At 36.0% G+C, this 13011-nt stretch carries 12 protein-coding genes and 4 tRNA genes; 1 reads left to right on the forward strand and 15 read right to left on the reverse strand.

Annotated features, from left to right (window positions below):
* Positions 1 to 43 precede the first annotated feature (43 nt).
* Positions 44 to 571: a prepilin-type N-terminal cleavage/methylation domain-containing protein gene (locus E2R68_RS04455; RefSeq protein WP_134276308.1), complete on the reverse strand. Its 528-nt coding sequence runs from the start codon at positions 569 to 571 to the stop codon at positions 44 to 46.
* Between the two features lie 384 nt (positions 572 to 955).
* On the opposite strand from E2R68_RS04455, the gene focA reads away from it, so the two are divergent.
* Positions 956 to 2455, forward strand: coding sequence for a formate transporter FocA (gene focA, locus E2R68_RS04460; RefSeq protein ID WP_134276309.1), 1500 nt, complete (start codon positions 956 to 958; stop codon positions 2453 to 2455).
* A 31-nt stretch (positions 2456 to 2486) separates the two neighbouring features.
* Here focA and E2R68_RS04465 read toward each other — a convergent pair whose 3' ends face one another.
* The 14 genes from E2R68_RS04465 to E2R68_RS04530 all read right to left on the reverse strand — a co-directional run bounded on the left by E2R68_RS04465 (position 2487) and on the right by E2R68_RS04530 (position 12969).
* Positions 2487 to 3410: a LysR family transcriptional regulator gene (locus E2R68_RS04465; protein ID WP_134276310.1), complete on the reverse strand. Its 924-nt coding sequence runs from the start codon at positions 3408 to 3410 to the stop codon at positions 2487 to 2489.
* Positions 3411 to 3686: 276 nt separating this feature from the next.
* Complete coding sequence (gene luxS / locus E2R68_RS04470; RefSeq protein ID WP_134276311.1) at positions 3687 to 4196, reverse strand: S-ribosylhomocysteine lyase; 510 nt, start codon at positions 4194 to 4196, stop codon at positions 3687 to 3689.
* A gap of 75 nt (positions 4197 to 4271) precedes the next feature.
* On the reverse strand, positions 4272 to 4886 hold the full coding sequence (locus tag E2R68_RS04475) for a transglycosylase SLT domain-containing protein (protein WP_134276312.1): 615 nt from the start codon (positions 4884 to 4886) through the stop codon (positions 4272 to 4274).
* Between the two features lie 4 nt (positions 4887 to 4890).
* Positions 4891 to 6471, reverse strand: coding sequence for a glutamate--cysteine ligase (gene gshA / locus E2R68_RS04480; protein ID WP_134276313.1), 1581 nt, complete (start codon positions 6469 to 6471; stop codon positions 4891 to 4893).
* 133 nt (positions 6472 to 6604) lie between these two features.
* A complete protein-coding gene (locus E2R68_RS04485; RefSeq protein WP_134276314.1) occupies positions 6605 to 7012 on the reverse strand; it encodes a YqaA family protein in 408 nt (135 codons plus the stop codon).
* Between the two features lie 81 nt (positions 7013 to 7093).
* Positions 7094 to 8224 (reverse strand): sodium ion-translocating decarboxylase subunit beta, encoded by a 1131-nt coding sequence (locus E2R68_RS04490; protein ID WP_134276315.1) that lies wholly within the window; start codon positions 8222 to 8224, stop codon positions 7094 to 7096.
* A gap of 10 nt (positions 8225 to 8234) precedes the next feature.
* Positions 8235 to 10022 carry a sodium-extruding oxaloacetate decarboxylase subunit alpha gene (gene oadA, locus E2R68_RS04495; protein ID WP_134276316.1) on the reverse strand — a complete coding sequence of 596 codons (1788 nt, stop codon included), beginning with the start codon at positions 10020 to 10022 and terminating at the stop codon, positions 8235 to 8237.
* Positions 10023 to 10054: 32 nt separating this feature from the next.
* Positions 10055 to 10309 carry an oxaloacetate decarboxylase subunit gamma gene (locus tag E2R68_RS04500; RefSeq protein ID WP_134276317.1) on the reverse strand — a complete coding sequence of 85 codons (255 nt, stop codon included), beginning with the start codon at positions 10307 to 10309 and terminating at the stop codon, positions 10055 to 10057.
* 500 nt (positions 10310 to 10809) lie between these two features.
* Positions 10810 to 10886, reverse strand: a tRNA-Arg gene (locus E2R68_RS04505).
* Between the two features lie 77 nt (positions 10887 to 10963).
* Positions 10964 to 11040 (reverse strand) — tRNA-Arg (locus E2R68_RS04510).
* A gap of 63 nt (positions 11041 to 11103) precedes the next feature.
* A tRNA-Arg gene (locus tag E2R68_RS04515) sits at positions 11104 to 11180 on the reverse strand.
* 18 nt (positions 11181 to 11198) lie between these two features.
* A tRNA-Ser gene (locus E2R68_RS04520) sits at positions 11199 to 11291 on the reverse strand.
* Between the two features lie 172 nt (positions 11292 to 11463).
* Complete coding sequence (gene csrA / locus E2R68_RS04525; protein WP_134276318.1) at positions 11464 to 11643, reverse strand: carbon storage regulator CsrA; 180 nt, start codon at positions 11641 to 11643, stop codon at positions 11464 to 11466.
* A 93-nt stretch (positions 11644 to 11736) separates the two neighbouring features.
* A complete protein-coding gene (locus E2R68_RS04530; protein ID WP_134276319.1) occupies positions 11737 to 12969 on the reverse strand; it encodes an aspartate kinase in 1233 nt (410 codons plus the stop codon).
* Positions 12970 to 13011: the final 42 nt, after the last annotated feature.

Below are 13011 nucleotides of genomic sequence, written 5' to 3' on the forward strand. Positions count from 1 at the left end.
GGAGCTTAATTGATCTTTAAATATAGCTTGTATGATTAGAAACCTACGATCCAATATGTGGAATATCATTAATATGAAGACCACCACAAGACTCACCCATTAAATAACTTTTAGCAGGCAAATCTTCTGTAGCACTAAAGTATCCAACGAAACACGAAGCAAGAAAACCATCCTCAGATGAAATATCTTCTCCAGGATATCCAATAACTACACAGTCTGGATTAGTACATTGAGGAGATTCTAAATAAACTTCCCACGTACCATCTGCAACGGCACTTTCTACCCCATCTACAAATAGATATAAATTAGCAGAGCTTGCATTTGGGTAGCCATAAGTCACAGCAATGTTCTCGACAGAACCACTTACCGCTTTCTCGACACCTTGAATTGCAGATTTAGCATAAACAATATTAGAGGCGGAATTAATCGCACCACTCAACCCTTTTAATGACGCTGATTTTGCATCACTTTGTAAGCTAACAAACTTAGGTAGAGCAACTGCAGCAAGAACCCCCAATATAATAATAACAATGACCAATTCAATTAATGTAAAACCCTTATGTTTATGCATATCACTCCTTTAATAACTTTATTTCAATAAGTACCCCATCTGGGTATTCGGTTAAGAAGATGTATTAATTGCAAAAATATAACAATTTTAAATTACATACTTAAAGTTAATTAAAAGGCAGCAGTAAGCACTTGAAAAGAAAAAGATTAAACACTAAATTTGTGTTGTACATTCGATTATTTCAAATAATTTTCTTTTAAATATCCTTCCTTTTTCTCTATCAAAAAAATCAGTATCAGCTTTATTGATATGTACTATAAAAACTATCAAATATTATTTTGCTTAGAATCATCGTACTATTTTCATAACGCATAATATCAAGTCATTATTAAACATAGTGATGAGATACCTTACTTCACTCAATTTAGAGGCTAGTGACTTAATATGAATAATGTCATTAACAATATTAAAAAGAATACAAGCAAACCCGCAGATACTTTAGAACCAATCGTTGTGGTTAGCGAATACGGTCTTAAAAAAGCAACAAAAAGTGTATTACAGTCTTTCGGTTCAGCTATTTTTGCCGGTATCTTCATATCAATTGCTTTTGTTTTTTATATCACAGTAACAACTGGTGCTGATGACGTCGCTTGGGGATTTTCAAAATTAGTTGGTGGTACAGTCTTCAGCCTTGGTCTTATCTTAGTAGTAATATGTGGCGCAGAGTTATTTACAAGTACAGTGTTAACAAGTGTTGCTTGGGCACAAAAAAGAATTAGCACAAAGCAATTACTTAGTTGCTGGGGACGTGTTTATGTCGGTAACTTTGTTGGTGCGATGATAATGGTATTGCTTATTTATGGCGCAAAAATGTACCTATTAGATGGCGGAAGTTGGGGCATCAATGTACTAAAAGTGGCACAACATAAATTACACCACACTTGGATACAAGCTTTTACATTAGGTGTGTTATGTAACTTATTAGTATGTTTAGGTGTTTGGATGACATTCACAACAAAAGACGTATTAACAAAAGCAATCTTACTGATACTACCTGTTTCAATGTTTGTAAGTAATGGTTTTGAGCATAGTATTGCAAACTTATTCATGGTGCCTTTAGGTATTCTTACACAAAATACAATCTCACCAGAGACTCTTGCTTCATTTGGTTATAACGCAAATACTTTTGCAGACTTAACAATTCATAATTTTATTTTCCATAATCTTATCCCAGTAACATTAGGTAACATTGTTGGTGGTGGTGTGATTGTAGGTTTAGGATATTGGTTTATTTACCGTGAAGGTCCAAAACCAACAGTTAAACAACCTGTTAAAAATGAAACAGTAGAAACAGCTGCTGTCAGTAATACACAAGTAGAAGCGGCAACTTTAGGTCAAAGAATTGATTCAATCATGAATGATTCATCTTTAACTGGATTAACTGCAGCACAATTGATGGACACAAAGGCTATCACCCTAACTGCGCAGCAAAGTGCAACATCAGCATTCTTAAAATTATCATCACAAAAAGTAGCTGGTGCAGTGGTTATTGATGAACAACATAAAATGGTTGGTTTCATTTCAGAGCAAGATCTACTACGTGCATGGTGGTCAAATAGCTTTGAATTAGATAACGAATTAACTGTTAATGATGTTATGCAAACAGAAGTATTAAGCGTGACTCCAACTCAAAACATTGCTGAATTAATTGAGTTTATGAGTGTTGATAAAAGTGTTTTATTCCCTGTAAGTGACTCAGGTGTTCTTTTATCAAATCAACATTTAAGTTATAACCAACGCCTTAAAAAAGCAGCGGCAAAACACCCATCAATTTACCCTGTAGTAGATAAAGGTATTGTAGTCGGTACTATCACTCGTCAACATATTACAGAACGTTTGTTATTACAGTTAACCTCTCAAGAAGATCAAGATAGCGCAGCTTAATGAAACGTTAAAAGACTAAAACTAAATAAACCTACTCATAAAAGTGATTAGGTTTATTTTTTTTCATTTTATCCACTAAACGCTTAGTTTCAGCCATCACACAATCTTTTAACGGATTAAGACCTTGTCCATTTAACCAGACAAAAGACAAACTACGATCCATATTTAGTTCAGGTGTATTTAATAAAACCAATTCACCACGCTCCATCTCTTGCTTTATATCTAACAAAGGTAAACAGCCTAAATAGTTTCCATTTTTAACTAACTCTTTAATCACCGCCACGCTTTCATATTCTTTCCAGACATCTAGATCTTTTATTAGCCCCTTAACTGCCGTTTCAAATATACGTCTAGTTCCTGCACCATGTTCACGCAAGATCCATTTAGCTTTCTCTAACTGTATTAAGTTAACGTTTTCTTCATTGGCATAAAGATGCTGAGTATTAGTAAAGATAACTAAGCGATCATCAACAATATCTTCTTGTACGATACGGCTATCATCGATACGACCTTCAATAATGCCCAATTCAAACTCATGGTTTAATAAACCTCGAATAACTTCATCACTATTTCTGATACTAAGATCAATACGTAATTCAGGGTAATCACTATCAATATGACTGATTAATTTTGGGATAAGATGCTCTGCAGCGGTTTGACTCGCACAAACCGATAGTGAGCCACTTATCAAATTTTGATCCTTAAATCCTTGATCTATCAATTCTGCACTTTTAATTAATTTGCGAGCCTGTGGTTTTAACCAACGTCCCCAATAACTTAGTGTTAGACGATTACCGTGGCGGATAAACAAAGGTCTATCAAGTAAATTTTCTAATTGTGCTAACGACATACTCACAGCAGATTGAGTCATACATAACTCAGCAGCCGCACGGCTAACACTTTCATGGCTAGCAATAGCATTAAAGACAAGTAGTTGTTTAAGTGTGTACTTCATAGTTTTCCATTGATCCCTTTTATAAAATTTTATACTGATCGCATTAAATATATTATCTAAATTTTGCGCTTAAAAAACAGTTTAATTCAAGGCGTAAATGGCAGTTACCTTTAGCAAATTAACCACCAGACAGTGAGCTGTTTTAACAGTAAAATTGATAAGCTATTTATTGTGATTGATATTACATAAGAGAGTATTTATTTAAGCTTATAAAAAAGGCTGCAAAGGCAGCCTTAATGTTCATTCAATAATAGTTTAAACCACAAACAATAATTTTTATAACTGTTGTAATTGTGTTTCTGATAATGAAATATCATCATTTTTATTAACACCGATACCAGCATCAATAATAGCTTGTGCAATTTGTTTTGCTTCGCCTAACGAATGCATTTCATAAGTACCACATTGGTATTCATTTAATTCAGGGATCTGATTTTGATTTTCAACGTTTAATACATCTTGCATTGAAGCTAACCAAGCTTGACCTACTTCTTGTTCTGTAGGTGCGCCAATCAAACTCATATAAAAACCTGTACGGCACCCCATTGGTGAAATATCAATAATTTCTACATTCTCACCATTTAAATGATCACGCATAAAACCTGCATATAAATGCTCTAATGTATGAATACCTTTCTCAGATAAGATGTCTTTATTAGGCGCAGTAAAACGTAAATCAAATACTGTGATCGTATCTTTACTTGGCGTTTGCATCGTTTTAGCAATACGTACTGCAGGAGCTTTCATAATTGTATGATCAACCGTAAAACTATCTAATAATGGCATTTTTATTCCTTTTAACTAAATGGGTGACATGTACTAACAAGTCATTATTTTTAATAAGATATCAGTAACAAATTATTATGTAAAAAATAGACGCCATAACCAGCTTGAATCTAGGTTTTCTTGGCAGCCTTTTAATTGTTGCGCATATTGTTTCGCACGCTTATCTACACGATGAGAAACTTTTATTAACCACGGTTTTTTATTATAACTTTTCTTCCTAAACCCACCCCATCCTTCGTGGTAGTTAAGGTATTGGCTATAAGCATCCCATTTAGAAACACCGTTTATTTTATGTGTTTTACTAGTAAACCACCCCATAAAATCAACCGCATCGGCAAAATCATCACGAGAAGACCAAGTATTGCCGGTTTCGCGTTGATAATCACTCCAAGTCATCGTTTTTGCTTGTGCATACCCATAAGCATCACTTGCTCGACCAATAGGAATAAACCAAAAGTATTGCATTGGTGGCGCAGCATCATGTTTAAAACTACTTTCTTGATACATCATTGCAAGCGGAACATGAATAGGTGTTCCCCAGCGCTCATTCATTTCTTTAGAGGCTGTATACCAATCTCTATTTTCAAAAAATATTTCACAAATATTATCTGGATTTTTAGGTGGTGGCGTTGCACAACCAATTAAAATCAGAGGAAGTAGTAAAAAAATTACTTTTTTAAATACATTCATCAGCTTATTCTTTTTTTGCATTATTAAAGTAATCATCTAAAAAATCAGGAAAAGATAATGTATCTGCAGCTTCAATTTGCTTTTGCTTATCAATAGATTGTTGTTTTTGTAGTGCAAAATCATTATCTGACCAAAGGTAATAGGGTTGCTCTTGTAACTGCATTTTATATTGCTTTGCTAAGTCTAAAGCTAATGAACCATTATCACCTTGCGAATCTTTAATGCGTTTTAAAATACGAGCTGAGCTAGTCTGCTCAGGAAACTCAAATCGAGGGCTAATATGCAACATCGCATTTTGGTAACGATTATCTACCCTGTCTTTATCTAATAAGATAGCCATGTCAGAAAGTTGTTCATTTAACCATTTTCCCCAACCTGCTACATTTAGCGTCTGTTCAGCAATAGTCAGCATTAATTTAGGATCTCGCCCACGAGTCACAACCTCAGAAAAATTATCAGAACATGCTTGATACTCTGACTTTGATAAGGATGGAGACTCTACACTTGCACACCAAGTTAAAAATAAATCTAAAAAGTTAACCTGTTCTTCTGTAATACCTAATTTACAAAATGGATTAACATCAAGAGAGCGAATTTCAATATATTCAATGCCACGAGCTTTTAAAGCTTGAGAAGGTGTTTCATTGCTTTTTTGAACACGTTTAGCCCTAATTGATGCGTACAATTCATTTTCTATCTGTAAAACATTATCATTTAGTTGAACATATTGTCCGTCTTTAACAACGCCCATTTCAGTGAATTCAGGTACTTTTTTATATAAAGCTTTGCGTACACTACCAAGATACGAATCTAAACTGTTATAACAAATATTCAAATCAGATTGAGAGCTATTGGTATAACCTAAATCACTCAAACGTAATGAGGTAGCATAAGGTAGATAGATAGTCCCTTTACCAGTTGATTCAAAAGGAAGATCTGTTTCTTTACCTTGTAAAAATGACTTACAAATAGCAGGTGAAGCACCAAATAGATAAGGGATAACCCAACCATAACGTAAGTAATTTCTAACTAATCCCATATAACCGGCAGACTGAGCATCTTGTCCAGTTAATGGTGAATTATGTAATTCCCCCCAATGATCCCAAAAAGCCGCCGGTAAAGAAAAGTTATAATGCACACCTGAAATAATTTGCATCATGCTGCCATAACGGTTTTTTAAACCTTGGCGATAAGTTGTTTTCATGGTGCCAATATTGGAAGTTCCAAACTGAGCTAATTGAACATTATCTTCGCTTTTCACATAACACGGCATACTCATAGGCCATAGATATTGATCACTAGGTAAATTTAAAACAACATGATGATGGATATCATTAAGGTAATGGAATAGTTCATCAACATTAGTTGCAACAGGAGTAATAAATTCCAGTAAACTTTCAGCAAAGTCAGTCGTAATCGAACTATGCGTCAGAGCACAGCCATAAGCACTAGGGTGGGCAGACTGTGATAATTGCCCATCTCCGTGGACACGTAACGTTTCACGCTCGATACCTCGGCCAAATGCAATAAAACACTGTGGGTGTTCGCTAAGGAAATGAATACGCTGTTGAAAGTTTTTAGCCAAAAGTAAGCCCTTAAGGATGATTTTTGAGTGCGCTAACTTTACCACCTTAATTCATCGAACTAAATAAGCATTTGGTAGAAAGAAGCCAGTGAAAGCAGTAATTAGATACAAGTAATGAATTTATGCTTATAAACTATAGAAAAAAGATCAACATTAACAATAAATAACGCAGACCTTTTCCGATTACAATATTAATAAAAGCAGTATATTTAGGTAATTTAAGCCAGCCTGCAAATAAACAAATAACATCTCCAATAATGGGCAACCAGCTTAACAACAATGCAGTATTTCCCCACTTCTTACAAAATATAAGTGTTTTAGGATATTTTTCAGCAGCCTTTTGTTGCCCAAACTGAATATAATAACCCATTAAATAAGTCACAATCGCCCCTAAACTATTCCCAAGAGTTACCGCTAAGAAGAATCCCCATTTTAATGTTGGTTCTTGCGCTAAATAATAAACAAACAATACCTCAGATCCACCTGGAAACAAGGTCGAAGAGATAAAACCACTAGTAAACAATAGCCAATAATCATTCATTGATTTCACGCTTTACATAAAATAAAAAAAGACCACAAAAGTGGTCTTTTTGATAATCAGAATATGATTAATTTAAATACATTACCCGACTAATGCTAATAGCACACCAGCAGCAACTGCACTTCCTAATACACCCGCAACATTAGGGCCCATTGCATGCATTAATAAGAAGTTATGTGGATTCGCTTCTAATCCAACTTTGTTGGCCACTCGAGCAGCCATCGGTACAGCCGATACCCCTGCCGCACCAATTAATGGATTAATAGGTGTTTTAGAGAATTTACCCATTGCTTTAGCCATTAGTACACCTGAAGCCGTACCAATAGAAAAGGCAATTGCACCTAACCCTAAAATACCTAATGTTTCTAAGTTTAGGAACTTGTCTGCTGATAATTTAGAACCAACACCTAAGCCTAAGAAAATAGTAACAATATTAATTAATTCATTTTGAGCCGTTGAACTTAAACGATCAACAACCCCAGACTCTCGCATTAAATTACCTAAACAAAACATACCAACTAATGGCGTTGCGGCAGGTAAAAATAAGATTGTCATAAATAAAACAGCTAGCGGAAAGATAATCTTTTCTTTTTTGCTTACTGGACGCAATTGCTCCATTTTAATCTCACGCTCAGCTTGCGTTGTTAACGCTCGCATAATTGGCGGTTGAATAATAGGAACTAATGCCATGTAAGAATAAGCAGCAACTGCGATAGCTCCTAAAAGATCAGGTGCTAACTTTGAAGCTAAGAAAATAGCCGTAGGACCATCAGCTCCACCAATAATCGCAATGGCAGAAGCATCCGCCAAACTAAAATCAAAACCTGGCACTAGATTTAATAAGATTGCACCAAATAATGTAGCAAAAATACCAAATTGAGCAGCAGCACCTAAAAATAAGGTTTTAGGATTAGCAATTAAAGCCCCAAAGTCAGTTAATGCCCCCACTCCCATAAAGATGATCAAAGGGAAAATGCCCGTTTCGATACCAATATGGTAGATATAATAAAGCATGCCTCCTTCATCATTAAAACCAGCATTAGGAATATTAGCCAAAATAGCACCAAAGCCAATGGGTAATAATAATAAAGGCTCAAATTTACGTACAATTGCTAGATATAATAAAAGAGCGCCAACCGCCATCATCACTAATTCAGACCACTGAAAATTTGCAATTCCGGTATCAGCCCAGAGTGTAATTAATCCATCCACGTTATCTTCCTTAACCTATTACAAATAGAGATTCAGCAACGGCAACAGCATCACCTTCTTTAATATTAATGGCTTGTACTGTACCCGATTTAGGAGCACGAATTTCAGTCTCCATTTTCATCGCTTCCATGATAACTAACACATCGCCTTCATCTACATGGTCATTAACGTTAACTAATATTTTAAAAATATTACCCGCTAAAGGAGCTGGAACATCTTCCCCTTCACTTGTTGCTGCAGCTGCTTTATTAGCTGTAACAGTAGCTTCAACTTGTTCTCCACTGGTTTTAACAGGTGTAATACCATCAATGCTACCTTCAGGTCCTACTTGAACATGGAATAACTGTCCATCAACAGAAACAGAGTAAGCTTCAGGATCTTGATTTGCAGCAGTAACAACCAAATCATCGGCACTTGGTACTGGTTCAAAAGCAGCAGGATTATTGCGATTTTCTAAAAATTTAAGGCCAATTTCAGGGAATAATGCATAAATTAATGCATCATCGATTTCATTTTCAGCAACTTTAATGCCTTTTTCTGACGCTAATTTTTTAAATTCAGCTTCAATTGAAGCCATTTCAGGTGCAATATTATCTGCAGGGCGACAAGTAATCGCTTCAGCACCATCTAGCACTTTAGCTTGTAACTCAGCATTTACAGGAGCAGGGGCAGAACCATACTCACCTTTTAAGACACCAGCAGTTTCTTTAGTGATATTTTTGTAACGTTCGCCCATTAATACATTGATGACGGCTTGCGTACCAACAATTTGCGAAGTAGGCGTAACTAAAGGAATAAAACCAAGATCTTCGCGAACACGAGGGATCTCTTTTAATACTTCATCCATCTTATCTGCAGCACCTTGCTGTTTAAGTTGGCTTTCCATATTCGTTAACATGCCACCAGGTACTTGTGCTAACAAGATACGCGGATCAACACCTTTTAATTCACCTTCAAATTTTACATATTTTTTGCGAACTTCTCTGAAGTAAGAAGAGATCTCTTCTAATTTATGTAGATCTAAACCAGTGTCACGTGGTGTTCCTTCAACAATCGACACTAAAGTTTCTGTTGGTGAATGACCGTAAGTCATACTCATTGAAGAAATAGCAGTATCGATAATATCAACACCTGCATCAATGGCTTTTTGCTGTGTTGCAACGCTTAGTCCTGTTGTCGCATGGCAGTGCAATGCTAATGGAATATTAGTGCAGGCTTTAATTTTAGTAACTAATTCTTCAGCCACATAGGGTTTTAATAGGCCGGCCATATCTTTGATACAAATAGAATGTGAGCCCATGTCTTCCATACGCTTAGCCATATCAACCCAACCATCGATGGTATGCACAGGGCTAGTTGTATAAGAAATTGTACCTTGCGCATGCGCACCTACATCAACAGCGGCTTTAATAGCGGTTTCAAAGTTACGAACATCATTCATTGCGTCAAAAATACGGAACACATCAACACCGTTAGTATGAGCTCGTTCAATAAATTTTTGTACAACATCGTCAGCATAATGACGGTAACCTAATAAATTTTGTGCTCGTAATAGCATTTGTTGCGGGGTATTAGGCATTGCAGCTTTTAAAGCTCGAATGCGATCCCAAGGATCTTCCCCCAAATAACGAATACATGAGTCAAAAGTAGCACCACCCCAAGTCTCTAAAGACCAGTACCCTACTTTATCTAGTTTCTCTGCGATAGGCAGCATATCGTCAAGACGCATGCGCGTTGCAAATAATGATTGGTGTGCATCACGTAAAACAACTTCTGTGATTGCTAGAGGCTTAGACATATTCACTGGCTCCTTGATTAATTCTTTATCCATTATGCTACTGGTTGTTTACGGTATTGTTTCACTGCACTAGTAATTGCAGCAATAACTTGAGGACTCATTTGTGCTTGAGGCTCTGATTTAGGTGTTACAGATTTTTTTTGTTTAGGTGTGCTTGGTTGGTCAGCTGGTACATATTTTGCCATTAGGCTAATAAAAACAAATAATAAGCCTAAAAATACGTAAACAAATGCCATCCCTAAACCAAGTAATGTTAATGCGGTAACTAATGACTCAGTAATATCCATAAAATCCTATCCTTTTTCCCTAAATATACCCGTTGATAATGTTTTCACATGATCAAAAGTGAATATTTATTCAAATAAACTTATTTTTAATATGTTGTAAACAATGACGATTAAATACGTGTCACTACTAGAAACCATATTAATAATAAATATTAATCAGCAAGTTATTTCACTTAATACCTATTTAAATCATAGAATTATTTAAAAAGGCCATTCTCGAGAGTTAAGATTGTACTGTTTTGCCCCTTGAAATGAAAGCAAGGAAGTTGATTCTATCGACGAGTATCATATTTCAACTTATATTTTTTCGGCATAAGTTAAAAAGATAATTAAATTAATCATGAAAATATCCAAAACAAATGATTAATTATGCATAATGGAGTAATTAAAAAATTAAAAAGTGGAAAAAATGAATTATTAATCATTTAAATTGATTAAACATGCAAATAACTTAAAAAAATAATGAGAAGTTAATTTTATTGAGATAAGAAATATAGAAATGGTGCGGGTGAAGGGATTCGAACCCCTGACCGCCTGGTTCGTAGCCAGGTACTCTATCCAGCTGAGCTACACCCGCATGGTGTTTAATATTATTGGGAATAATATTAATAAGCTCTAAAAACAAAAAAACTTACTTGCGTAAGTTCTAAAGAATGGTGCGGGTGAAGGGATTCGAACCCCTGACCGCCTGGTTCGTAGCCAGGTACTCTATCCAGCTGAGCTACACCCGCCGCGATATTCTTTTGTTTTTATTCAATTCTTAAGCTCACCATCTTTTCGTGCAAATAGAAAGATGGTGCGGGTGAAGGGATTCGAACCCCTGACCGCCTGGTTCGTAGCCAGGTACTCTATCCAGCTGAGCTACACCCGCTTTAAGAATCTACAAGAATGGCGGTGGAGGAGGGATTCGAACCCTCGAACAGGCTATAAACCCGTTACTCCCTTAGCAGGGGAGCGCCTTCGGCCACTCGGCCACCCCACCGTCGTCTTGTGGCGCACATATTACTGTCTTATGAAAACAAGTCAAACACTTTTTAATAGAAAACTTTCTGCATGCTTACTAATCGAACAACCTGATTACTTTTCATCTAATTTGAATGAATTTCAGACATAAAAAAAGAGCAATTAAGCTCTTCTTTTTATTACAACTAAAATTAGCTAGTTGCGTTTTTTTCAGCTTGGATACGCATGTAGATCTCTTCGCGATGTACAGACACATCTTTTGGAGCATTTACGCCTACACGTACTTGATTACCCTTTACACCTAGAACAGTAACAGTGACGTTGTCACCAATCATTAAAGTTTCGCCAACACGACGAGTTAAAATTAGCATTTTATGCTCCTAAATTATTTTATTTTTATTCACTTCAGTATGACTTAATGCACAATAAATTCATCACTTATTTATAGTGCTATATCACAAATTTTATTTTTCTTGTGTAGGTTCAGACTCTAAATCAAATGCTTTGTGTAAAGCGCGTACAGCTAGCTCTAAATACTTGCTATCAACTAACACAGAAATTTTAATTTCAGAGGTTGCGATCTGATGGATATTAATCCCTTCTTCACCTAACGTTTCAAACATTTTTTGTGCAACACCAGGGTGGTTCCACATCCCTACACCTACGATTGAAACTTTAGCAATTTCATTGTTACCTTGAACTGAGTCTGCTTTTAATTTAGTACAAACAGTATTTAGTAATTTACTCGCTTCTTCGTAATCATCACGATGTACAGTAAATGTAAAATCAGTTTTACCATCACCTAATGTATTTTGTACGATCATATCAACATCGATATTTGCCGCACCAATAGGAGAAAGAATTTGTGCTGCAACTGTTGGTTGGTCAGGCACACCTGATAAAGTTAAACGACCTTCGTCACGATTAAACGCGATACCAGAGATGACAGGAGATTCCATTTTGTTTTCCTCATAACTAATTAACGTACCACCACCATCTTTAAAGCTTGAAAGTACACGTAGTGGCACATTGTATTTCCCTGCAAATTCTACAGAACGAATTTGTAATACTTTTGCACCTAAACTCGCCATTTCTAACATCTCTTCAAAGGTGATGCTATCAAGGCGACGAGCATTAGGCTCAACACGAGGATCTGTAGTGTAAACACCATCCACATCCGTGTAGATTTGACATTCATCGGCTTTCAACGCTGCAGCAATAGCAACGGCTGAAGTATCACTTCCTCCACGACCTAACGTGGTAATATTGTTATTTTCACAGCGGCCTTGAAAACCAGCAACAACAACAACACGTCCAGCTTTTAAATGCTTCTTAAGATTATCTGTCTCTACATCTAAAATACGTGCTTTAGAGTGACTACCATCTGTTTTAAGCTGGATTTGGTCACCCGTCATTGAAACAGCATCAACATCCAAGTGATGTAATGCCATAGATAATAATGCAATTGTTGTTTGTTCGCCTGTTGTTAACAAAACATCCATTTCACGCGCACTTGGAGTACTATTAAACTCCTTTGCTAATGCGATTAATCGATTTGTTTCGCCAGACATTGCTGACAAAACGACAACAACATCATTACCAGCTTCTTTAGTTGCTTTAACTTTGTCAGCAACCGCTTTAATACGTTCAACATTGCCTACTGAAGTGCCGCCGTATTTTTGAACTATTAGTGCCATTTTCATTCCTCTCTATACAGATTCTGTATAGACCCTTAAATC

It is taken from the genome of Psychromonas algarum (assembly GCF_004376845.1).
In the GTDB taxonomy this organism is placed as follows: Bacteria; Pseudomonadota; Gammaproteobacteria; order Enterobacterales; family Psychromonadaceae; genus Psychromonas.